The organism is Agromyces sp. NPDC127015, assembly GCF_042725165.1.
In the GTDB taxonomy this organism is placed as follows: Bacteria; Actinomycetota; Actinomycetes; order Actinomycetales; family Microbacteriaceae; genus Agromyces; species Agromyces chromiiresistens.
This window is the reverse complement of the sequence record NZ_JBHXDI010000004.1, coordinates 292,342-314,886: the sequence shown is the minus strand read 5'-3', so window position 1 is coordinate 314,886 and position 22,545 is coordinate 292,342. Positions and strand designations below refer to the sequence as shown.

At 71.6% G+C, this 22,545-nt stretch carries 20 protein-coding genes; 12 read left to right on the top strand and 8 right to left on the bottom strand.

Annotated features, from left to right (window positions below):
• Positions 1-33: 33 nt before the first annotated feature.
• The gene (locus ACFWGP_RS13675; protein ID WP_275506620.1) at positions 34-327 is read right to left on the bottom strand and encodes a helix-turn-helix domain-containing protein; all 294 of its coding nucleotides are present in this window, start codon (positions 325-327) and stop codon (positions 34-36) included.
• Between the two features lie 132 nt (positions 328-459).
• On the opposite strand from ACFWGP_RS13675, the gene ACFWGP_RS13670 reads away from it, so the two are divergent.
• The 3 genes from ACFWGP_RS13670 to ACFWGP_RS13660 all read left to right on the top strand — a co-directional run bounded on the left by ACFWGP_RS13670 (position 460) and on the right by ACFWGP_RS13660 (position 3,933).
• The gene (locus ACFWGP_RS13670) at positions 460-1,080 is read left to right on the top strand and encodes a hypothetical protein (RefSeq protein ID WP_231431541.1); all 621 of its coding nucleotides are present in this window, start codon (positions 460-462) and stop codon (positions 1,078-1,080) included.
• Position 1,081: 1 nt separating this feature from the next.
• Complete coding sequence (locus ACFWGP_RS13665; RefSeq protein ID WP_231431540.1) at positions 1,082-2,323, top strand: P-loop NTPase; 1,242 nt, start codon at positions 1,082-1,084, stop codon at positions 2,321-2,323.
• Between the two features lie 116 nt (positions 2,324-2,439).
• Positions 2,440-3,933, top strand: a complete 1,494-nt coding sequence (locus tag ACFWGP_RS13660) for a sensor histidine kinase (protein ID WP_231431539.1) — start codon at positions 2,440-2,442, stop codon at positions 3,931-3,933.
• A 158-nt stretch (positions 3,934-4,091) separates the two neighbouring features.
• Here ACFWGP_RS13660 and ACFWGP_RS13655 read toward each other — a convergent pair whose 3' ends face one another.
• The gene (locus tag ACFWGP_RS13655) at positions 4,092-4,340 is read right to left on the bottom strand and encodes a WhiB family transcriptional regulator (protein ID WP_055859573.1); all 249 of its coding nucleotides are present in this window, start codon (positions 4,338-4,340) and stop codon (positions 4,092-4,094) included.
• Positions 4,341-4,537: 197 nt separating this feature from the next.
• On the opposite strand from ACFWGP_RS13655, the gene ACFWGP_RS13650 reads away from it, so the two are divergent.
• Entirely contained in the window at positions 4,538-5,029 is a 492-nt protein-coding gene (locus ACFWGP_RS13650) for a hypothetical protein (protein ID WP_231431538.1), read from the top strand.
• Between the two features lie 95 nt (positions 5,030-5,124).
• Here ACFWGP_RS13650 and bcp read toward each other — a convergent pair whose 3' ends face one another.
• From bcp to aroA, 3 genes are all read right to left on the bottom strand, one after another.
• Positions 5,125-5,601: a thioredoxin-dependent thiol peroxidase gene (bcp, locus tag ACFWGP_RS13645; protein WP_231431537.1), complete on the bottom strand. Its 477-nt coding sequence runs from the start codon at positions 5,599-5,601 to the stop codon at positions 5,125-5,127.
• 68 nt (positions 5,602-5,669) lie between these two features.
• Positions 5,670-6,707 carry a ribosome small subunit-dependent GTPase A gene (gene rsgA / locus ACFWGP_RS13640; protein WP_231431536.1) on the bottom strand — a complete coding sequence of 346 codons (1,038 nt, stop codon included), beginning with the start codon at positions 6,705-6,707 and terminating at the stop codon, positions 5,670-5,672.
• Positions 6,704-8,074 (bottom strand): 3-phosphoshikimate 1-carboxyvinyltransferase, encoded by a 1,371-nt coding sequence (aroA, locus tag ACFWGP_RS13635; protein ID WP_376931139.1) that lies wholly within the window; start codon positions 8,072-8,074, stop codon positions 6,704-6,706. Before aroA ends, rsgA begins: the two co-directional genes overlap by 4 nt.
• Positions 8,075-8,125: 51 nt before the next feature.
• Between aroA and ACFWGP_RS13630 the strand changes: the two genes are divergently transcribed.
• The 3 genes from ACFWGP_RS13630 to ACFWGP_RS13620 are packed head-to-tail and all read left to right on the top strand — an operon-like array spanning position 8,126 to position 11,398.
• The gene (locus tag ACFWGP_RS13630; protein WP_374201136.1) at positions 8,126-8,845 is read left to right on the top strand and encodes a sigma-70 family RNA polymerase sigma factor; all 720 of its coding nucleotides are present in this window, start codon (positions 8,126-8,128) and stop codon (positions 8,843-8,845) included.
• Positions 8,842-9,102 carry a zf-HC2 domain-containing protein gene (locus tag ACFWGP_RS13625; protein WP_231431534.1) on the top strand — a complete coding sequence of 87 codons (261 nt, stop codon included), beginning with the start codon at positions 8,842-8,844 and terminating at the stop codon, positions 9,100-9,102. Before ACFWGP_RS13630 ends, ACFWGP_RS13625 begins: the two co-directional genes overlap by 4 nt.
• A gap of 58 nt (positions 9,103-9,160) precedes the next feature.
• A complete protein-coding gene (locus ACFWGP_RS13620) occupies positions 9,161-11,398 on the top strand; it encodes an MMPL family transporter (RefSeq protein ID WP_376931138.1) in 2,238 nt (745 codons plus the stop codon).
• A 72-nt stretch (positions 11,399-11,470) separates the two neighbouring features.
• On the opposite strand, the gene ACFWGP_RS13615 is transcribed toward ACFWGP_RS13620, so the two are convergent.
• Positions 11,471-15,247, bottom strand: coding sequence for a multifunctional oxoglutarate decarboxylase/oxoglutarate dehydrogenase thiamine pyrophosphate-binding subunit/dihydrolipoyllysine-residue succinyltransferase subunit (locus ACFWGP_RS13615; RefSeq protein WP_231431532.1), 3,777 nt, complete (start codon positions 15,245-15,247; stop codon positions 11,471-11,473).
• Between the two features lie 144 nt (positions 15,248-15,391).
• On the opposite strand from ACFWGP_RS13615, the gene ACFWGP_RS13610 reads away from it, so the two are divergent.
• From ACFWGP_RS13610 to ACFWGP_RS13595, 4 genes are all read left to right on the top strand, one after another.
• On the top strand, positions 15,392-16,831 hold the full coding sequence (locus ACFWGP_RS13610) for a GuaB1 family IMP dehydrogenase-related protein (protein ID WP_376931137.1): 1,440 nt from the start codon (positions 15,392-15,394) through the stop codon (positions 16,829-16,831).
• A gap of 139 nt (positions 16,832-16,970) precedes the next feature.
• Positions 16,971-18,302 carry a hemolysin family protein gene (locus tag ACFWGP_RS13605; protein WP_231431530.1) on the top strand — a complete coding sequence of 444 codons (1,332 nt, stop codon included), beginning with the start codon at positions 16,971-16,973 and terminating at the stop codon, positions 18,300-18,302.
• A complete protein-coding gene (locus ACFWGP_RS13600) occupies positions 18,299-19,336 on the top strand; it encodes a hemolysin family protein (RefSeq protein ID WP_231431529.1) in 1,038 nt (345 codons plus the stop codon). Before ACFWGP_RS13605 ends, ACFWGP_RS13600 begins: the two co-directional genes overlap by 4 nt.
• A 93-nt stretch (positions 19,337-19,429) precedes the next feature.
• The gene (locus ACFWGP_RS13595; RefSeq protein WP_231431528.1) at positions 19,430-19,858 is read left to right on the top strand and encodes a VOC family protein; all 429 of its coding nucleotides are present in this window, start codon (positions 19,430-19,432) and stop codon (positions 19,856-19,858) included.
• Between the two features lie 9 nt (positions 19,859-19,867).
• On the opposite strand, the gene ACFWGP_RS13590 is transcribed toward ACFWGP_RS13595, so the two are convergent.
• Together ACFWGP_RS13590 and ACFWGP_RS13585 are read right to left on the bottom strand one after the other, a co-directional pair.
• Complete coding sequence (locus tag ACFWGP_RS13590; protein ID WP_231432366.1) at positions 19,868-20,962, bottom strand: NADH:flavin oxidoreductase/NADH oxidase; 1,095 nt, start codon at positions 20,960-20,962, stop codon at positions 19,868-19,870.
• An 11-nt stretch (positions 20,963-20,973) separates the two neighbouring features.
• The gene (locus tag ACFWGP_RS13585) at positions 20,974-21,624 is read right to left on the bottom strand and encodes an HAD family phosphatase (protein ID WP_275506626.1); all 651 of its coding nucleotides are present in this window, start codon (positions 21,622-21,624) and stop codon (positions 20,974-20,976) included.
• Positions 21,625-21,648: 24 nt separating this feature from the next.
• On the opposite strand from ACFWGP_RS13585, the gene ACFWGP_RS13580 reads away from it, so the two are divergent.
• On the top strand, positions 21,649-22,497 hold the full coding sequence (locus ACFWGP_RS13580) for an ADP/ATP-dependent (S)-NAD(P)H-hydrate dehydratase (protein WP_231431526.1): 849 nt from the start codon (positions 21,649-21,651) through the stop codon (positions 22,495-22,497).
• Positions 22,498-22,545: the final 48 nt, after the last annotated feature.

The window sequence follows — 22,545 nt, the reverse complement described above, 5'->3', positions numbered from 1 at the left end:
GCGGTCGCGCCGGCCTTGCAGGGCGCGGGCGGATCAGTCGACCGGGCGGATGCGACCGGCTCGCACGCCGGAGAGCTCGGTGATGTTGGCGAACTCGCCCTCGTTCCACGCGACGTCGACGCGCGTCGCTTCGTACCGCAGCTCGATCCACACCTCGAGCTGGGCGCGCTCGATGCGCCACGGACCCGAGCTGCCCACGCGGATCGCGGGGAGCTCGCCGCTGCGGATGAGCGCGTCGACCGTCGCCACGTCGACGGCGAGGATCTCTGCCGCGTCGGCGATCGTGAGGAAGCGGCCGATCGCGTCGCCCGAACCTGGTGAGGTCATGTCTCGATTATCGACCCGTCGCGTCGACCGCAGGCGGCGCCGCGGCCGTTGTGGATAACTTCGGGACGAACTTCGCGGATGGGGTGACGATGGTGTCCGGCGCATGCGCGCCGGGAGGAGGAGCGAGACCAGATGACCGGTCGCAACCGACGTGAACGCGGCGCCGTTCGACTCGACCCGAGGCTGCTCATCGGGATCGTGCTCGTCGCCGGCTCGACCATCGGCGTCTGGGCGCTCGTCGACGGCCTCGACGACACCGTCGACGTCTACGTGGCACGGGAGACCCTCACACCGGGCGCCGAGCTCGAGCTCGATCGGCTGGACGTCGAGTCGGTCCGCCTCGGCACGGCCGAAGCAGGCTATCTCCGGGTCGACGACACCGACGACGGGCTCGTCGTCACCCGCACCGTCGGCAAGGGCGAGCTCGTGCCCGCCGCAGCCGTCGGCGATGCCGACGCCACCGGGCTCTCCGTCGTCGTGGTGCCGAGTCGAGGCACCCTCGCACGCGGTCTCGACGCAGGGTCGAGGGTCGACGTGTGGTCGGCGCGCGCGAAGGACCGCGGCGGATTCGAGGCGCCCAAGGTGCTCGTCGCCGACGCCGAGATCGCGGGCATCGTCGAGGACGACGGCATGGTCTCGTCGGGCGGGGCCTCGGTCGAGGTCCTCGTCCCGAGCGACCGGGTCGCCGCCGTGCTCGAGGCGCTCGCCACCGGCGATGCCATCGACCTCGTCGCATCCGGCTCGGGCGACTGAGATGGCGCGGATCGCACTCGCGCTCGACGCCGCGACCGAGGAACGGTTGCTCGCCGACCTCGTCGAGCACGGGCACACGGTCGTCGCGCGGCTCGTCGGCTGGCGCGACCTCGTCGACAGCCTCGACGTCCTCGCGCCCGAGGCGGTCGTCGTCGGCGCCGGGCGGGGCACGCTGAACGCCGAGCTCCTGCGTGCCTGCGACGAGCGCGGCATCCGGCTCGTCGCCGTCGCGGGCGATGACGCGGAGCGGGCGCAGGCGGCCGCCCTCGGCGTGCACGAGATCGCCGGCCGCGGCGCCGGATGGCCCGAGATCGAGCCGCTCGTCGCCGGGGCGGCACCGCTGCCGTCGCGGTTCGACTCCGGTTCCGCGGCACGGCCGGAGGCTGCGGTCATCGCCGTGTGGGGCCCGGCCGGCGCGCCCGGGCGCACGACGATCGCCGTCAACATCGCCGCGGAGCTCGCCGCGGCCGGCCATCGCGTCGCGCTCATCGACGCCGATCCGTACGGGGGTGCGGTCGCACCCGCGCTCGGCCTCCTCGACGAGACACCCGGGTTCGCCGCCGCGTGCCGCCTCGCCGGCGCCGGTTCGCTCGACCGGACCGAGCTCGAGCGCGTCGCGCAGCGTTACACCTCGCCGCGCGCGTCGTTCGACGTGTACTCGGGACTCGTCGGGCCCAACCGATGGCCCGAGCTCGCGCATGCGCGCGTGAGCTCGGCGCTCGAGGCGATGCGCGGGCAGTTCGAGTACCTCGTGGTCGACACCGGGTTCAGCCTCGAACGCGACGAGGAGCTCACGAGCGACCAGTTCGCGCCGCGACGCAATGCCGCGACGTTCGCGGTCCTCGAGGCGGCCGACCGTGTCGTCGCCGTCGGCCTCGCCGATCCCGTGGGCCTGTCGCGACTCCTCCGCGGCCACGGCGAACTGGTCGCGCTCGTCGACCCCGAGCGTGTCGACGTGATCGTGAACCGGGTCCGCCAGAGCGCCCTCGGCATCGATGCCCACGCCCAGGTGCGGCAGACCCTGCAGCGGTTCGCCGGCATCGACACGGCCACCCTGCTGCCGCATGACGGACGCGCCGCCGATGCGGCGATCCTCGGTGCACGCACCCTGCGCGACGCCGCGGGCCGGGCACCGCTGCGTGCGGCGCTCCGCGATTACGTGCTGCGTGCGATCCTCCCCGAGCCGGCGCCGCGTCGGCGAGGGTTCGCGCTGCCGGTGCTCCGCCGGGCCGAGCTCGGGTGAGGCCTGCGGCCCCGCTGCGTCGCGCGCCGCGAGCTCCGCCGCCGAGCGGCCAGGCCGATCGATCACGGCTCCGCCGGCTGCGTGGCGACGAGGCATCCGCGCACTACGCTGGGTCTGTGTCGACCCTCAGTGATCTCGTCCTCGCCCAGGGCCGCAGCAGTCAGGCCGACGTCGACTGGCTGCACATGCTCGTCGGCGACCTGCAGCTGCTCGCCGATCTCGCCTTCGCCGACATCGTGCTCTGGGTGCCGTCGGGCGACGACGACTTCGTCGCCGTCGCGCACTCGCGGCCGTCGAGCGCGGCGACGCTCTTCTACCGCGACTTCGTCGGCCAGGAGATCAAGCCGCAATGGCGCGACCTCGTGACGGCGGCGTTCGCGACCGCGACGATCGCCGACTCCTCAGCGCCCGACTGGTACGAGGAGATGCCGACCCGGGTTCGGGCCGTGCCCGTCATGCGACGCCTCACCGACACGGGGACCGCCATCGCCCCCGAGCCGGTGGCGGTCATCACCCGGCACACCAACCTCGGCGCGACGCGCACCCCGAGCCGGCAGGAGCTCACGTTCAACGAGTGCGCCGAAGAGCTCTTCCAGATGATCGCGTCGGGCGACTTCCCCGACCTCGGGGCGCCCACGGGCCCGCGACGGGGCGCGCCGCGGGCGTCCGACGGGCTGATCCGCCTCGACGTCGACGGCGTGACGACGTTCGCGAGCCCGAATGCGCTCTCGGCGTTCAACCGCATGGGCTTCGACGACGAGCTCGAGGGCGAGTCGCTCGCCGAGGTGACGACCGGACTCCTCGGCGGCAAGCTCGTGGTCGACGAGTCGCTGCCGCTCGTGGTCACCGGCCGCGCACCCTGGCGCACCGACGTCGAGTCCCGCGGGGTGACGGTGTCGCTCCGGGCGATCCCGATCCGCCGGCGCGGCGAGCGCATCGGTGCGATCGTGCTCACGCGCGACGTCACCGAACTGCGCCACCAGGAGCAGGAGCTCATCACGAAGGACGCGACGATCCGCGAGATCCACCACCGCGTCAAGAACAACCTGCAGACGGTCGCGTCGCTGCTGCGCATCCAGGCGCGTCGCACGCACTCCGACGAGGCGCGCGAGGCGCTCACGCAGGCGATGCGCCGCGTCGGGGCGATCGCCGTCGTGCACGACACGCTGTCGACCGGCCTCAGCCAGAACGTCGACTTCGACGAGGTGTTCGACCGGGCGCTGCTGCTCGTCGCCGAGGTCGCGTCGGCGCACAACACGACCGCGCACCCCAAGCGGCAGGGCTCGTTCGGCGTGCTGCCGAGCGAGTACGCGACGCCGCTCGCGCTCGCGCTCACCGAGCTCGTCACGAACGCGGTCGAGCACGGACTCGCGGGGCAGGAGGGCGATGTGGAGATCATCGCGAACCGCTCCGACACGATGCTCACCGTGCAGGTGCGCGACACGGGCGCCGGCCTGCCCGAGGGCAAGGTCGGCGAAGGTCTCGGCACGCAGATCGTGCGCACGCTCATCCAGGGCGAGCTCGGCGGCACGATCGACTGGCACACGGTCGTCGGCCGCGGCACCGAGGTGACGATCGACGTTCCGCTGCGCTGGATCACCCAGGCGTAGCGGGCGGCACCGACGCGGCGACAGGCCCGTCGTACCGTCGCGGCACTCGCACGCCGGTCAGGACGCGCTCGCGGAGACCGGCCCGACCGGCGTCCGAGCCTCTGAAGCGATGGTGCGCCGGGTGCGCGCGCGCTCGACGGCGCGGAGCGCGCGGGGTCTCAGCCCGCGCGGCGCGCGCGAGCGGCGCGGCGCTTGAGGGCGCGACGCTCGTCTTCGGAGAGGCCACCCCACACGCCCGAGTCCTGACCGGTCTCGAGGGCGTACTGCAGGCAGATCTCGGTGACGGTGCAGCGGGCGCAGACGGCCTTGGCCTTCTCGATCTGGTCGACGGCGGGGCCGGTGTTGCCGACCGGGAAGAAGAGTTCCGGGTCTGCGGTGAGGCAGGCGGCCTTGTCGCGCCAATCCATGGAGATGCTCCTTGCGGGTGTTCGTTCGCAGACGTGCGTGATTGCACGTGCCCGTTCGGGCTGCTGCAGGGGGAAAGTCGAATCTCGGGAAGTAGGATCATGACTGATCGGCTCACCACCCTGTGAGCATCAATTCGACCTTGTAAATGGTCGCATAGCCCCGAGTCCGAATCAATAGCCATGAATGGGATAACCCTGTGAATCGACGCGACGACCGGCCCGACGCGACAGGCGGCGTCCCGTCCGCGGCATCCTCGTCGGCCGTTGCCGACGGCGGGGCCCGCACCGCGCTCGTCGTCGTGAGCGCGCTGCTGTTCGCCGAGGCCCTGCTCGTCGCGGGCCTGCTGGGCTGGCTCGTGGTCGACCTCTTCTCGCTCGAGCCGTCGTCGATGGCGACGGCGATCGCGCTCATCGTGCTCGTCGCGATCGGTGCGATCTGGGTGTGGGCGGTCGCCGTCGCGTCGCTGCGTCGGGCCCCGTGGTCGCGTGCAGCGGCCATCGTGTGGCAGATCCTGCAGCTGTCGGTGGCCGTGGGGGCGTTCCAGGGCCTGTTCGCGCGGCCCGACGTCGGCTGGCTGCTGCTCGTGCCGGCCGTGACCGTGATCGGGCTCTTGCTGTGGACGCCCGTGCGCATCGCCTACTCGCGCCCCGAGGACCGCCCCGTCGAGGAGGCGCCACCCGGAGCCTGAGGCCGCGGGAGGCCGCCGACGCGGTGGGTCCGGCCCGGAGACACGGGAGCCCGGTCGCACGCGCGACCGGGCTCCTGGCGGATCAGGCGACGGACTCAGCCGTCGAGGCCGAGCTCGCGGCGCACGCGTGCCACGTGCCCCGTCGCCTTCACGTTGTACATGGCGCGCTGGATGCGGCCGTCCTCGTCGATGATGAAGGTCGAGCGGATCGAGCCGACGACGATCTTGCCGTAGAGCGACTTCTCGCCCCACACGCCGTACTGCTGCTGCACCGCGAGGTCGGGGTCGGAGAGGAGGGTGAAGTTCAGGCGGTCGCGCTCGGCGAAGCGGGCGAGCTTCGCGGCGTCGTCCTTCGAGACGCCGATCACCCGGATGCCGGCGCTCTTGAAGGAGTTGAGGCTGTCGCGGAAGTCGCACGCCTCGGTCGTGCAGCCGGGGGTCATCGCCTCCGGGTAGAAGTAGAGGACGACCTTCGACCCGCGCAGCGACGAGAGCGTGACGGGGTCGCCGTGCTGGTCGTCGAGCGTGAAGTCGGGGGCGAGGTCGCCAGGGCCAAGTCGTGCATCGGTCATGCCTTCCATCGTAGGCAGCCTTCGATGTGCGGATGCCTCGGCCGCTGCCGAGCGACCGCCGGAGCAGGTCAGGCGAAGGTCTCGAGCAGGCGCTGCAGCGAGTCGAGGCGGGCACGGCCCGTGTCGCCGAGCTCGCCGGCGTCGACGGCTTCGACGATCGCGCAGTCGGGCGCATCGGGCAGGTGCGTGCAGCCGCGCGGGCAGCGCTCCGCGATGCGCGCGAGGTCGGTGAACGCGCCGAGGATGTTCGCCGGATCGACGTGCCCGAGCCCGAACGAGCGCACTCCGGGGGTGTCGATCGCCCAGCCGGTGCGACCGTCGTGCTCGATGCGCAGCGACACCGTCGACGACGACGTGTGCCGTCCGCGGCCGGTCACCACGTTCACGTGCCCCGTCGCACGGTGCGCGCTCGGAACGAGCGCGTTCACGAGGGTCGACTTGCCGACGCCCGAGTGGCCGACGAACACCGTGCGATGGCCGACGAGCGCGTCGGCGATCTCGTCGAGCGGCATCGCGTCGGCACGCGAGCGGAACACGGGCAGGTCGAGCCCTGCGAAGTTCGCGAGGAACGCACCAGGATCGGCGAGGTCGGTCTTCGTCATGCAGAGCAGCGGCCGGATGCCGGCGTCGAAGGCGGCCACGAGGTACCGGTCGATGAGGCGGATACGGGGCTCGGGGTCGGCGGCGGCCACCACGATGAGCATCTGGTCGGCGTTCGCGACGATCACGCGCTCGACCTCGTCGGTGTCGTCGGCGCTGCGGCGCAGCAGCGTGGTGCGCTCCTGCACGCGCACGATGCGAGCGAGCGTGCCCTCGGAACCCGAGACATCGCCGACGAGATCGACCCGGTCGCCCGTGACGACCGACTTGCGGCGGAGCTCCGATGCGCGGGCGGCCGTCAGCTCGTGCTCGTCGGGTCCGCCGTCGTCGACGAGCACGGTGTAGCGCCCACGGTCGACGCCGAGCACGGTGCCGGTCACCGCGTCGGCGTGCTCCGGTCGCACCTTGGTGCGCGGGCGCGAGCCCCGGCGGTTGGGGCGCACGCGAACGTCGGACTCGTCGAACTCGGGCTCGTCGTCGTCATCGTCGGTGCTCCACCACGTCATGCCAGCAGCTGCTCCCAGAGCTCGGTGAACTGGGGCAGCGTCTTCGACGTCGAACCGATGTCGTCGACGACGACATCGTCGACGGCCAGCCCGACGATCGCGCCGGCGGTCGCCATGCGGTGGTCGGCGTAGGCGTGCCAGACTCCACCGTGGAGCTCGGCCGGCTCGACGCGCAGTCCGTCGTCGAGCTCGGTGAAGCGCCCGCCGAGGGCGTTGAGCTCCGCCGCGAGGGCCGCGAGGCGGTCGGTCTCGTGGTGGCGGATGTGGCCGATGCCCGTGAACGTCGACGGCTCGCCGGCGAAGGCGGCGAGGGCGACGAGGTTGGGCACGAGCTCGCCGGCCTCCGAGAGGTCGAGATCGACGCCGCGGATGCCGCGACCCGCGCCGTCGGCGGCCTTCGGTGCGTGCACGGTGAGCCGGTCGCCGTCGCGCTCGACGCGAGCCCCGAAGCGGGGGAGCAGCTCGGCCAGCTGCGCACCGACCTGCGTGGTCTCGCTCGGCCAGCCCGTGATCGTGACGGAACCGCCGGCCACGAGCGCCGCGACCAGGAAGGGGGCGGCGTTCGAGAGGTCGGGCTCGATGTCGACGTCGACGGCGTGGATCGGACCGGCGGCCACGGTCCAACGGCCGGTCTCGGGACTTTCGACCGCCACGCCGCGTGCCGCGAGGGTCGCGATCGTCATCTCGATGTGTGGCATGCTCGGCAGGCGGTCGCCGACGTGGCGCAGGTCGAGTCCGTCGTCGAACCGCGCTGCGGACAGCAGGAGACCGGAGACGAACTGGCTGGACGCCGACGCGTCGATCTCGAGGGAGCCCCCGGCGACGCGGCCCGTGCCGTGCACGGTGAACGGCAGGGTGCCCCGACGGTCGTCGTCGAGATCGACGCCGAGGCCCGTGAGTCCCTCGATCACGCCCGACATCGGTCGCTTGCGTGCGTACTCGTCGCCGTCGAAGGTCGTCGGGCCGAGCGCGAGCGCCGCGACCGGCGGAAGGAAGCGCATGACCGTGCCCGCCAGGCCGCAGTCGATCGTCGTCGAGCCGACCAGTTCCTCGGCGGGCGTCACCCGAAGGTCGTCGCCGAAGCCGCCGTGCCCGGGAGCGCGCTCGAATCGCGTGCCGAGTGCGCGCAGGCCCTCGATCATGAGCTCGCTGTCGCGCGACCAGAGCGGGGCGCGCAGGGTGGACGGGCCGTCGGCGAGGGCGGCGAGCACGAGCTCGCGGTTCGTGAGCGACTTCGAGCCGGGCAGCGCCAGTGCCGCGGTCAACGGGGCGGTCGCGCGCGGCGCGCGCCACGAGGCATCCGCATCGGTCTGTTTCATGTCGCCGTACGGGTCGAACTCGGGTTCGGAATACCTCGAAATCTGCATCGGTTATCAACAGTAGCGTCGCAGGGCCAGGGGAGCGCGACGCGGAAGGAGATGGTGCGCGTGTCGCTTGCCGTGCTCGAGCGCCCGACGAGGGCGGTCGCCGACGATCTAGGATTGCTCGTGATGACTGCCGACGAGATCGACCAGGCGCCCAGCGGTTCGGAAGCCCCCGAAGAGGCCCGACCGCTCGGCGAACTCTTCGAAGAGCAGGCGCTGCCGTTCCTCGACCAGCTCTACGCTGCTGCGTTGCGCATGACGAAGAACCCGGCCGACGCGCAGGACCTGGTGCAGGAGACCTTCGTCAAGGCCTACGCGGCGTTCGCGCAGTTCAAGCAGGGCACGAACCTGAAGGCGTGGCTCTACCGCATCCTCACCAACACCTTCATCAACAGCTACCGCAAGAAGCAGCGCGAGCCCTACCAGGGCACCATCGACGAGCTTGAGGACTGGCAGCTCGGCGGCGCCGAGTCGACGACCGCGCGGTCGAGCCGCTCGGCCGAGGCCGAGGCGATCGACCACCTGCCCGACAGCGCCGTGAAGGACGCGCTGCAGGCCCTGCCCGAGGACTTCCGGCTGGCCGTCTACTTCGCCGACGTCGAGGGATTCTCGTACCAGGAGATCGCCGACATGATGAACACCCCCATCGGGACCGTGATGAGCCGCCTGCACCGTGGCCGGCGGCTGCTGCGCGAGTCCCTCGCCGACTACGCCCGCGAACAGGGATTCGCCGCGGCCGAGAAGGCGCCGAAACCTGCGAGGAGCACGAAATGACCGACTGCGGTTGCGAGAAGGCCCGGGCCGAGCTCGAGGAGTTCCTGCACAACGAGCTGCAGGCCGCCGACGCGGTCGACATCCGCGAGCACGTCGAGAACTGCGTCGACTGCCAGGCGGAGCTGCGCGTGGGCGTCGCGATCACCGAGGTCGTGCAGCGCGCGTGCCGCGAGAGCGCGCCCGACGAGTTGCGGGTGCAGGTGCTGACGAAGATCCGGTTGTACCAGTCGACCCACACGGTGACCGTCGCCGAGTAGCGCGGGTTCAACCGTTCGTTCGATGTGCGACGGGTCTCGTCGCCCGTAGCGTCGGGGTGTGATCGAAACTCGTGCCCGTCGTCGCGTGCCCACGTGGCTGCGCGTCCTCATCCCCGTCGTCCTCATCCTCGTCTGGTTCGCCGCGTTCGGCGCCGGCGGCTCGTCGTTCGGCTCGCTGAGCAAGCTGTCGGTCAACGACCAGAGCCAGTTCCTGCCGTCCTCCGCCGAGGCGACCGAGGTCGACGCCCTGCAGGAGGCGTTCCGCGACACCGAGACGATCCCGGCGATCGTGGTCGTCGCGACCGACGACGGCACCGACCTCGACGACGCGCAGCTCGCCGCCGTCGACGACCTGCGCTCGGCGTTCGCCGACGTGCCGGGCGTCATCGATGACGAGGTATCGCCCGCGATCGCCTCAGACGACGGCGAGGCGGTCGAGATCGTCGTGCCGATCGAGTCGGGCGAGGGGGCCGAGCGCGCGTCGGACGTCGTCGGCGAGCTCCGCGCCGCCGTCGACGACGTGCCGATCGAGGGGGCGACGGTCGCCGTCGCCGGGCCGGCCGGCTTCAGCGCCGACATCGCGGGCGCCTTCAGCGGCATCGACGGCCTGCTGCTCGCGGTCGCGCTCGCCGCCGTCTTCGTCATCCTCATCGTGGTCTACCGCTCGCCGCTCCTGCCGCTCATCGTGCTGTTCACGAGCATGTCGGCCCTTTGCGCGGCCGTGCTCACGGTCGTCTCGCTCGCGAAGGCCGACGTCATCGTGCTCTCGGGGCAGACGCAGGGCATCCTCTTCATCCTCGTGATCGGCGCCGCGACCGACTATGCGCTGCTGTACATCGCGCGGTATCGCGAGACGCTCGCCCGGTACGAGCGCAAGTGGGATGCCACGTGGGCGGCGCTGCGCGGATCGTGGGAGCCGATCGTGGCGAGCGGCGGCACGGTCATCGTCGGCCTGCTCATCCTGCTCGTGAGCGAGCTGAACTCGAACAAGGCGCTCGGCCCCATCGCCGCGATCGGCATCGTGTTCGCGCTGCTGTCGGCCCTCACCCTGCTGCCGGCTCTCCTCCTCTGGGCCGGCCGTGCGGCGTTCTGGCCGCGCAGGGTCGCGCACGCGGGCGATCCCGACGCCGACCTCGCGCACGCGAAGCACGCGGCGGGCGTCGTGCACGATGCATCCGCCCCCGACGAGCGCGACCTGCCCGACCGCGGCCTGTGGGCCGGTGTCGGCCGCCTCGTCTCCCGCCGGCCGCGCACCGTCTGGATCGTGTCCGTGCTCGCGCTCGCCGGCATGTCGCTCGGCCTCGCCCAGCTCGACGCCGACGGCGTGCCGTCGAGCGAGTTCGTGCTCGGTGAATCGCAGGCGCGCGACGGGCAGGCGACGATCGGTGAGCACTTCCCGGCCGGGTCTGGCACCCCGGCGGTCATCATCGGACCGGAGGACGAGCTGCAGGCGATGGCCGACGTGGCGCTCGCGACCCCCGGCGTCGACTCGGTGTCGGTGGTCTCCGCCGATTCGCCGTCGGGCTCGGCACCCGTCACCGGGGACGGCGTGCAGGCGTTCGGCCCGCCTGGAACCCCCGCGCCGGCGCCCACCGTCGTGGACGGCCGCGTCCTCGTGCAGGCCACCCTGTCGGACGCCTCGGACTCGCTCGAGGCCGAGGCGACCGTCGCCTCGTTGCGCGACGCGCTCGACGAGGTCGGCACCGACGCGCTCGTCGGCGGCCAGACGGCGGTCGCGCTCGACACGAACGACGCGGCGATCGCCGATCGCACGCTCGTCATCCCGCTCGTGCTCGCGGCGATCCTCGTGATCCTCATGCTGCTGCTGCGCTCGATCGTGGCGCCGCTCATCCTCATCGGCAGCGTCGTGCTGTCGTTCGCCGCCGCGCTCGGCGCCTCGGCGCTCGTGTTCGAGCACGTCTTCCATTTCCCTGGCGCAGACCCGTCGGTGCCGCTCTTCGGATTCGTGTTCCTCGTCGCGCTCGGGGTGGACTACAACATCTTCCTGATGACGCGCGTGCGCGAGGAGTCGCTGCGGTTCGGCACGCGGCCCGGCATCATCCGCGGGCTGCGGCTCACGGGCGGCGTGATCACCTCGGCCGGGCTCGTGCTCGCCGCGACCTTCGCGGCGCTCGGGGTACTGCCGATCCTGTTCCTCGTGCAGATCTCGTTCATCGTCGCGTTCGGCGTGCTGCTCGACACGTTCCTCGTGCGCACGCTGCTCGTGCCGGCGCTCGCCTACGACCTCGGTCGCGCGATCTGGTGGCCGAGTCGCCTCGCGCGCGGCGAGCTCTGACCTCGATCCGACGCGAATACGACGAAGCGGGATGCCGTGGAGGCATCCCGCTTCGTCGTACCGGCCGATCGGCTAGAGCGTGGTGGCCCGGCGCACCAGCTCGGCCTGCTCGGCCGCGTGGCGCTTGGCCGACCCGGTCGCGGGCGACGCCGCGGGCTGTCGGGCGACGACCTCGACGGGGCGCGGCCCGAGCTTGTTCGTCTCGATGATGAAGTACGGCCAGGCGCCCTGGTTCTCGGGCTCGTCCTGCGCCCACATGAGCTCGGCGTCGGGGTAGGCGTCGACGACGGCCTTCAGCTCGACGGCCGGCAGCGGGTAGAGCTGCTCGACGCGGACGACGGCGACCTCGGTGTTCTGCTGCTTGTCGAGCTCGGCGATCAGGTCGTAGTAGATCTTGCCCGAGACGAAGACGACGCGCTTGACCTTCGAGCGATCGGTGATGCGCGCATCGTCGATCACCGGCTCGAACTTGCCCTGCGTGAAGTCGTCGACCGGGCTCGTCGCACCGCGCAGGCGCAGCATCGCCTTGGGCGTGAAGACCACGAGGGGCTTCCGCGGACGGGCGTACGCCTGCCGGCGCAGCAGGTGGAAGTACGATGCGGGCGTCGAGGGGCGCGCGACCGTCATGTTGTTCTCGGCGCAGAGCTGCAGGTAGCGCTCGATGCGGGCGCTCGAGTGGTCGGGGCCCTGGCCCTCGTAGCCGTGGGGGAGCAGCAGCACGACGCTCGAGCGCTGGCCCCACTTCTGCTCGGCCGAGGAGATGAACTCGTCGATGATGGTCTGCGCGCCGTTCGCGAAGTCGCCGAACTGCGCCTCCCACAGGACGAGCGCGTCGGCCCGCTCGACCGAGTAGCCGTACTCGAAGCCCATGGCCGCGTACTCGCTGAGGAGCGAGTCGTAGATCCAGAAGCGGGCCTGGTTCTCGGCGAGGTTCTGCAGCGGCAGCCACTCCTGGCCGTTCACGCGGTCGTGGAGCACCGCATGGCGCTGCACGAACGTGCCGCGGCGGGCGTCCTGGCCGGCGAAGCGCACCGGCGTGCCCTCGACGAGCAGCGATCCGAGCGCGAGCAGCTCGCCGAAGCCCCAGTCGATGTTGCCGTTGCGGCTCATGTCGTGGCGCTTCTGCAGCAGCTGCTGGATCTTCGGATGCACCGTGAACCCGGCGGGCTTGTTGTTGAAGGCGTCGCCGATGGCGTGCACGACCTCGAGCGAGACGCCGGTGGTCTCGAGCTCGCCGGTGGCGGGCTCGGGCGGGTGCACCTGTGCGGTCGCGCCGACCACGTCGATCGCGCCCGTCTGCACCGCGTGCGTCTCGGCGAAGGCGCGCTCCATGCGGTCCTGGAAGTCGCGGTGCGCCTCTTCGTACTCGGCCTCGGTGATGTCGCCGCGACCGACGAGCGCCTCGGTGTAGAGCTTGCGGACGCTGCGCTTGGCCTCGATCAGGTTGTACATGAGCGGCTGCGTCATCGAGGGGTCGTCGCCCTCGTTGTGGCCGCGGCGGCGGTAGCAGACGAGGTCGATGACGACATCGCGCTTGAACTCCTGGCGGTATCGGAACGCGAGCTCGGCCACCCGCACGACGGCCTCGGGATCGTCGCCGTTCACGTGGAAGATGGGCGCCTGGATGGTCTTGGCGACGTCGGTCGAGTAGATCGACGAGCGGGCGTCGCCCGGCACCGTCGTGAAGCCGACCTGGTTGTTGATGTTGACGTGGATGGTGCCGCCGGTGCGGTAGCCGCGCAGCTGCGACATCTGCATCGTCTCGACGACGACGCCCTGGCCGGCCATGGCTGCGTCGCCGTGCACGAGGATCGGCAGGGTCGAGAAGGTGCCGATCGGCTTGCGGTCCTGCTTCGCGCGCACGATGCCCTCGAGCACGCCGTCGACGGCCTCGAGGTGCGAGGGGTTCGCCGCGAGCGAGACGGGCACCTGGTGTCCGTCGTCGGCGGTGAAGGTGCCCTCGGTGCCGAGGTGGTACTTCACGTCGCCGGAGCCGTGCGCCGACGCCGTGCCCTCGAACTCGCGGAACACCTGGCCGTACGTCTTGCCGGCGATGTTGGTGAGCACGTTGAGCCGCCCGCGGTGGGCCATGCCGATGGCGACCTCGTCGAGGCCCTCTTTCGCGGCACCCTGGAGGATCTCGTCGAGGAGGGCGATGACGGACTCGCCGCCCTCGAGGCTGAATCGCTTCTGGCCGACGTACTTCGTCTGCAGGAAGGTCTCGAACGCCTCGGCCTCGTTGAGCTTGCGCAGGATGCGCATCTGCTCGTCGTGCGTCGGCTTCTCGTACGGGCGCTCGACCTCGTTCTGGATCCACTGGCGCTGCACCGGGTCCTGGATGTGCATGTACTCGATGCCGATGGTGCGGCAGTACGAGTCGCGCAGGACGCCGAGGATGTCGCGCAGCAGCGCCTTGCGCTTGGCGCCGAAGCCGCCGGTGACGAACTCGCGGTCGAGGTCCCAGAAGGTGAGCCCGTGGGTCGCGATGTCGAGGTCGGGGTGCGAGCGCTGCACGTACTCGAGCGGGTCGGTGTCGGCCATCATGTGACCGCGGACGCGGAACGAGTTGATGAGCTCCTGCACGCGGGCGGTCTTGTCGATCGCGCTCGCGACGTCGACGGCGATGTCGGGCGCCCATCGGATGGGCTCGTAGGGGAGGCGGAGCGCGGCGAAGATGCCCTCGTAGAAGTCGCGCTGGCCGATCAGCAGCTCGTGGACCTTCTTCAGGAACTCGCCCGAGCCGGCGCCCTGGATGACCCGGTGGTCGTAGGTCGACGTGAGGGTGATGGTCTTGCCGATCGCGAGGTTGGCGAGCGTCTTCTCGCTCGCGCCCTGGAATTCGGCCGGGTACTCGAGGGCGCCCGCACCGATGATGCAGCCCTGGCCCTTCATGAGGCGGGGCACCGAGTGCACGGTGCCGATGCCGCCGGGGTTCGTGAGCGAGATCGTGGCGCCCGAGAAGTCGTCGGCCTTGAGCTTGTTCTGGCGGGCCCGCGAGACGAGGTCTTCGTAGGCGGTCAGGTACTCGTTGAACGTCATCGTCTCGGCGCGCTTGATCGCGGGCACGAGGAGCGCACGGGTGCCGTCGGGCTTCGGGATGTCGATCGCGATGCCGAGGCCGATGTGCGCGGGCTTCACGAGGCTCGGCTTGCCGTCGACCTCGGAGTAGTAGACGTTCTGGCTCGGGAAGTCCTTGAGCGCCTGGATGAGCGCCCAGCCGATGAGGTGGGTGAAGCTGATCTTGCCGCCGCGGGTGCGCCGCAGGTGGTTGTTGATCACGATGCGGTTGTCGATCATGAGCTTCGCCGGCACGGTGCGCACGCTCGTCGCGGTCGGCACGGTGAGCGACGCGTCCATGTTCGCGGCGAGGGCCTTCGGCATGCCCTTGAGGGTGACGACCTGGTCTTCCTCGGGGGCCTCGGCGACGACCGGCTGCGGGCTCGTGACGGGCACGTCGGCCGGAACCGGCTGGGTGCGCGGCGCGACAGAGGTGGTCCGTGCCGCGGGGGTCTGGCCGATCACGGGGATCGGCGCGGTCGCCGGCGCGGGCTGCGCAGGGGCATCGGCGGCGGGGGCCGCCGGCTCGGCGCCCGTCTGGGTCGGCGCATCCGGCTGCGCGGAAGCGGCCGGTCCGGCCGGCGCGGGCGCTTCGGCTCCGACGCCGTTCGACGCGGCACCGCCGTCGGTCTGCACGCGGTGGTACTGCTCGAGCACCGGCCACCAGGTCTTGTCGACCGATTCGGGGTCGGCGAGGTACTTCTCGTACATCTCGTCGACGAGCCACTCATTGGCCCCGTATTCGCCCGACGCCGTCTCGTCGGCTCCCGCCCCGGTCAATTGGCTCGACACAGCCTCTCGCCCACTCTCTCCGTTGATGCTGGTTTGCGGAGATCGACCCGGCCGCGCACGCGAACGTGGCCGATCACCCACACAAGCCTAAACCCCGCGCGCGGCGCCCGGCGCACGTCGTCGCGCGCCGCCTACGCTGGGGGCATGGAGTTCTACCGAACCGCGCCGACGCACGACCTCACCTACTCCGACGTGTTCCTCGTTCCGAGCCGCTCGGGGGTCACGAGCCGGCTCGACGTCTCGCTCGCACCCGACGACGGTTCCGGTGCGTCGGTGCCGATCGTGTCGGCCAACATGAACTCCATCACTGGGCCCCGCCTCGCCGCGACGCTCGCCCGCCGCGGCGGCATCGGGGTCCTCCCGCAGGACCTCCACCTGCAAGACCTGGCGGAGTCGATCCGATGGGTGAAGGCGCAGTCGCCGGCGTTCGACACGCCGCACTCGTTCGCGCCGGGCACGACGGTCGCGGAGGCGCTCGAGGCGATTCCGCCCGTCGACGGCCACGGCATCGTGCTGCACGACGAGAGGGGCGATTATGCGGGATGCCTCGTGGCCACGCGTCTCGCGACCGCCCTTCCCGACGCCCGGCTCGGCGACCTCGTGCACGGCGGCATCCCGTCGCTCGACGCCGAGGACGTCGACACCCCGCGTCGCGCGTTCGATCTCATGGTCGATGCCGACCTCGAGTTCGCCCCCGTGCTGCAGCACGGCCGGGTGGTCGGCACGCTGAGCCGGCGCAGCGCCCTGCGCGGAACGATCTACTCGCCGAACGTCGATGCCGACGGTCGGCTCCGGGTCGCCGCCGCGGTCGGCATCAACGGCGACGTCGCGGCGAAGGCGACGGCGCTCGCCGCGGCCGGGGTCGACATGCTCGTCGTCGACACCGCGCACGGGCACCAGGAGGGCATGGTGCGCGCGGTGTCGATCGTGCGCGATCTCGACCTGGGGCTGCCGATCGTCGCGGGCAACATCGTCACCGAGGGCGCGGTCGCCGACCTCGTCGAGGCGGGCGCCGACGTGCTGAAGGTCGGTGTCGGACCGGGCGCGATGTGCACGACGCGCATGATGACGGCCGTCGGCCGCCCGCAGTTCTCGGCGGTGCTCGAGACGGCCGAGGCGGCCCGCGAGCTCGGCGCGCGGGTCTGGGCCGACGGCGGCGTGCGCTATCCGCGCGACGTGGCGCTCGCGCTCGCCGCGGGCGCCTCGTCGGTCATGATCGGCTCGTGGTTCGCCGGCACGATCGAGGCGCCCGGCACGCTCCGGCGCGACACGTCGGGTCGCCTGTTCAAGGAGAGCTGGGGCATGGCGTCGACGAAGGCGGTGCGCGAGCGGTTCGACCGGCTCTCCGCGTACGACCTCGCCCGCAAGGAGCTCTTCGCCGAGGGGATCTCGTCGTCGTCGATCTACCTCGATCCCCTGCGCCCGTCGCTCGAGGACCTGCTCGACATGATCACCTCGGGCGTGCGCAGCTCGTTCACCTACGCCGGCGCCCGCACGCTCGACGAGTTCCGCGAGCGCGCGCTCGTCGGCATCCAGTCGGCGGCCGGCTACGAGGAGGGCAAGGCGCTGCCGGTCAGCTGGTAGGCCGCTGCGCCGCGCTTCGGTGCGGTTCGCCCGGGATACCCGCGTCGTCGCCGATATACTGGATCGACAATGGACGATCCTCCCTCTGCGACTACGCCCGGCCATAGACCCTCGCCCGTGACCGTTCGGGGAGGTCGCGTTGTCTGAGTGGATACTCCTCGGCATCGGATTCCTCCTCACGATCGGCACGGGCTTGTTCGTTGCGAGCGAGTTCGCACTCGTCAATCTCGATCGCGCCGACCTCGAGGCTCGCCGCGAGCGCGGCGAGAGCCGGCTCGGCATGACGATCGCCGCGCTGAAGATCACCTCGACCCACCTGTCGAGCGCACAGCTCGGCATCACCCTCACGACGCTGCTCACCGGCTACACGATGGAGCCTGCGATCTCGTCGCTGCTCGCAGGTCCGCTCACGGCGGCCGGGCTGCCCGAGGCACTCGTCCGGCCGGTCGGGGCGACCACCGCGGTCGTGGTCGCGACGCTGCTGTCGATGGTGCTCGGCGAGCTCGTCCCGAAGAACTTCGCGCTCGCCCTCCCGCTCGCCACTGCGAAGCTGGTGATCCCGTTCCAGGCGGCGTTCACCTGGGTGTTCCGGCCGGCCGTGGTCCTGCTCAACGGCAGCGCGAACGCGCTCCTCCGGGCGATCGGCATCGAGCCGAAGGAGGAGCTCTCGGGGGCGCGCTCGGCCGAGGAGCTGTCGTCGCTCGTCCGGCGCTCCGCAAGCGCCGGGCTGCTCGAAGCGGACACCGCCACGCTGCTCGGTCGCACGTTGAGGTTCGCCGACCACGACGCATCCGACGTCATGACGCCGAGGCCCAGGGTCGCCGCCGTGCAGCGCCTCGAGCCCGCCGAGGCCGTGCTCGAGCTGGCCCGGCAGACCGGGTTCTCGCGCTTCCCCGTCTACGACGAGAATCTCGACGACATCGTCGGCGTGGTGCACGTCAAGCAGGCCGTCGCGGTGCCGCGCGAGCGGCGGAGCGACGTGCCGGCCTCGGCCCTCCAGTCCGACGCGCTGCGGGTGCCCGAGACGATCAAGCTCGACGCGCTGCTCGGCGAGCTCCGCGGACGCGGATTCCAGATGGCGGTCGTGGTCGACGAGTACGGCGGGACCGCGGGCGTCGCGACACTCGAGGACCTCGTGGAGGAGCTCGTCGGCGAGGTGGCCGACGAGCACGACCGCACACGCGCGGGCATCGTGCGCCGCGGCGACGTCGTGAGCTTCCCGGGCATCCTGCGTCCCGACGAGCTCGAGGAACGCACCGGCATCCACGTGCCCGAGAACGGCGACTACGAGACCGTCGCCGGATTCGTGATGTCGGCGCTCGGGCGGCTGCCCGTCGTCGGCGACGAGGTGACGATCGACGAGGGCACGCTCGTCGTGCAACGGCTCGACGGCCGGCGCATCGACCGGTTGCGGTTCGTGCCGAAGCCCGTGCCCGCCGAGCCCGGCGACGACGAGGAGGCGGGTCGATGAGCGACTGGATCGGAATCGTCTGGCTCGTGGTGCTCCTCATCGCGAACGCCTTCTTCGTCGGCGCGGAGTTCGCCGTCATCTCGGCGCGCCGCTCGCAGATCGAGCCGCTCGCCGACGGGGGGCGACGCAGCGCCAAGACGGCGCTCTGGGCCATGGAGCACGCGACGCTCATGCTCGCGATGAGCCAGCTCGGCATCACGGTCTGCTCGCTGCTCATCCTGAACGTCTCGGAGCCCGCGATCCACCACCTGCTCGAGGTGCCGCTGCACCTCACCGGGTGGTCGGAGGAGGTCGTGGCGACGGTCGCGTTCGTGGTGACGCTCGTGCTCGTCTCGTACCTGCACGTCGTGTTCGGCGAGATGGTGCCGAAGAACCTCTCCTTCTCGGTGCCCGACAAGGCGGTGCTCCTGCTCGCGCCGCCGCTCGTGTTCCTGGCGCGCATCTTCAAGCCGATCATCGTCGCGCTCAACGCGACGGCGAACGGGGTGCTGCGGCTGTTCGGCGTCCAGCCGAAGAACGAGGCCAACTCGACGTTCACGCTCGAGGAGGTGCAGACGATCGTCGACCAGTCGCGCCGCGAGGGCGTGCTCGACGATGCGAGCGGCACGCTCACTGCGGCGTTCGAGTTCACCGCGAAGCGCGTGAAGGACGTCGCGGTGCCGGTGTCGGCACTCGTGAGCCTCCCGCCGGGGGCGACGCCCGGCGACGTCGAGCGGGCGGTCGCCCGCCGCGGGTTCTCGCGGTATCCGATCCTCGATGCCGACGGCGAGCCCGACGGCTACGTGCACCTGAAAGACGTGATCGACCTCGACGACGACGAGTTCGACGATCCGATCCCGGCCAAGCGGGTGCGCCGGCTCGTGTCGATCTTCGACGGCACCGACCTCGAGGACGCACTCGCCACGATGCGGCGCCTCGGCACGCACGTCGCCCGCACCTTCGAGGAGGACGGCGCGACCAGCGGCGTGATCTTCCTCGAGGACATCATCGAGGAGCTCGTCGGCGAGGTGCAGGACGCGACTCGGCGCGGATAGGGGCGCGGGCGTCTCGACACGTCGCACCGTCCCCTCCTCGATCGCGATCGGAGGCGTAGACTTGGCTCGGCCCGAGGAACCCGAGGAAAGATCATGTTCGAGAAGATCATGGCGTCTGCGGTGCTGCCCGCCGCGGACATCGCCCGTTCGCGGCAATGGTGGCACGACGTGCTGGGCCGCGACCCGCTGATGGAGGACGACGAGTCGCTCTTCTACGAGATCGGCGGCGTCGTGGTGATGGTCTACCGCACCGACTACGCCGGTACCGCGCAGAACACCGCGTTCAACCTGTTCACCGACGATCTCGACCGCGACATGACGGCGCTGCGGACGCTGGGGGTCGTCTTCCACGACTACGACCTTCCCGGGCTCACGACCGTCGACGGCGTCGCCGACCTCGACGGCGAGCGTGCCGCCTGGTTCAGCGACAGCGAGGGGAACATCTTCGCCCTCGGCGAGATGTCGCCGGAGCGGAGCGAGGCGGCGGCGCGACTGCGGGAGGCGATGACGCGCGGCGCGTGATGGCGCCCGTCACCATTCGCCGTCGTTGAGCTCGGGCCGAGCCCGCAGGTACTGGCTCGGCCACATCGAGGTGCCCGCACCGAGTTCGTGCGCGGCCCGCATCGCGAAATGCGGGTCGCGCATCATGGCCTTGCCGAGCATCACCGCGTCGGCGCGGCCCTCCGCCACGAGCGCCTCGGCCTGCGCGGCGTTCGTGATGCGGCCGACGGCCGACACCGGGGCATCCGATCGTTCGCCGACGTACTCGGCGAACCGGGCCTGGTACCCGGGGCCGACGGGGATGTCGGCCGAGGCGACGAGGCCGCCGGTCGAGACGTCGAAGAAGTCGGCGCCGGCCTCCTCGGCCCAGCGGGCGACCTGCGCGGTCTGCGCCTCGTCCCAGCCGCCCGGGGTCCAGTCGGTTGCCGAGAATCGCACGAAGAGCGGCATCGCCTCGCCGATCTCGGCGCGGACCGCGCGCACGACCTCGAGCAACAGCCGGGCGCGGTTCTCGAGGGTTCCGCCCCACTCGTCGGTGCGCCCGTTCGACAGGGGCGAGAGGAACTGGTGCACGAGGTAGCCGTGGGCGGCGTGCACCTCGACGAGGTCGAAGCCCGCGCGAACGGCGCGCGCGGCGGCTCGACGGAAGTCGTCGACGACGCCCGCGATGCCGGCCGCGTCGAGGGCGACCGGCTCGCGCAGCCCGTCGAAGGCGATCGCCGATGCCGACACCGTCGTCCAGCCGCCCTCGTCGAGCGGCTGCGAGCCCCGGCGGCGCATGGGCTCGGGCCAGACCGAGGCCTTGCGGCCCGCGTGCGCGAGCTGCAGACCCGCAGCCGCGCCCTGCGACCGGATGAACCGGGTGATGCGCGCCCACGCCTCGACGTGCTCGTCGCCCCAGATGCCCGTGTCGTGATCGGAGATCCGTCCCTCGGGACTCACCGCCGTGGCCTCGGCCATGACGAGCCCGGCGCCGCCGGCCGCCATCGCGCCGAGGTGCACGAGATGCCAGTCGCCGGGCGCGCCGTCGCGGCCCGTGACCGAGTACTGGCAGAGCGGCGGCACCCACACCCGGTTGCGGATCTCGAGCCCGCGGATCGTGATGGGCCGGAAGAGCGCGGGCAGGTCGCCCTCGCTCACGCGAGGCTCCGGAGCCAGCGCTCGAGCCCCGAGGCATCCGTGAAGACGTGGCCGTCGCCGCCCACAGCTCGGGCGCCCTCGACGTTCTCCGACTTGTTGTCGACGAAGAGCAGGTCGGATGCCTGGATGCCGAGCTCGTCGATGACGTGCTCGTAGATCTCGGCGTCGGGTTTCACGAGGCGCAGCTCGCCGCTCACGAACACGCGCTCGAACAGCGGCGCGAACGAGCCGTGGCGAAGCCATCCCGCGTAGTCGGCGCCCGCGTTCGACAGCAGGGCGAGCCGGGTGCCGCCGGCAGCGAGGGCGTGCACGACCGCGAGCGTTCCCGGGTCGACCGAGAGCCACCCGCGGTGGTCGATCGCCCACAGCTCGTGCACGTCGATCTCGCTCCACTCGACACCGAGGTCGAGGGCGACGGCCCGCCAGTAGTCGGCGATCGAGGTCGTGCCGCGGTCGAGGCCGTCGCGGTGCGCCCAGTACGCCGACCAGAACGCGCCGGTCGCGGTGCCCGAACCCGGTTCGACGCCCGCCCGGGCCAGGAGGGCCGCACGGTCGGCTCCGCTCGGCTCGCGCGAGATGACCTCGCCGTAGTCGAACACGACGACTCGAGGGGACAGGCTGATCGGGGCGAGGGCTGTCGGAGACATCACCCTCCAACCTATCGTTGGAGCATGGGCACCGAGTGGCAGGACTGGACGGCCGCCGACGCGGCCCGCTGGGTGCGGGCACCCGGCATCGACGACGACAAGTACTCCCGCGGGGTGCTCGGCGTGATCACGGGATCGAGCGACTACCCGGGGGCCGCGGTCCTCGGTGTCGAGGCGGCCACTCGGGCCGGCGTCGGCATGGTGCGCTACACCGGGCCGAGGGGCGTGCGTGCCGCGGTGCTGCTGCGCAGGCCCGAGACCGTGACGGTCGCCGGCCGCGTGCAGGCGTGGCTGATCGGCTCGGGCATCGATCCGGGGCGGCGTTCGTTCGTGCTGCAGGGCGACCTGCAGCACGCGCTGGCGTCGCGGTTGCCCGTCGTGCTCGACGCGGGTGCGCTCGACCTCGTCGGGACGCACACGGCACCCACGGTCATCACGCCCCACGCGCGTGAACTCGCGACCCTGCTCACCTCGCGCGAGGTCGACACGACGGTCGAGGCGGTGCGCGCCGACCCGGGCGGGTGGGCCGAACGCGCCGCGCACGAACTCGGGGTCGCCGTGCTGCTGAAGGGCGCGGTCACGCGCATCGCCGACCCGGCGGGTTCCCGCATCGCGGTGACGGCGCCGACGCACTGGCTCGCCTCCGCGGGGACCGGCGACGTGCTCGGCGGGGTGCTCGGCGCCCTCGTTGCGACGCACCACGCCGAGCTCGCCGTCGACGCGGGCGTCATCACGAACCTCGCGGCGACCGCGGCCTGGATCCACGGCGAAGCGGCGCGACGTGCGAGCGAGGCCGTCGCGGGGGGCCCGGTCGCCGCGCTCGACATCGCCGCGGTCGTCCCGACCGTCGTGGGCGAGCTGATCGCGAGCTGAATCGGGGCGGCGAACCGCTTGGGCCCCCGCGCGGGGAGGCACGGCTCG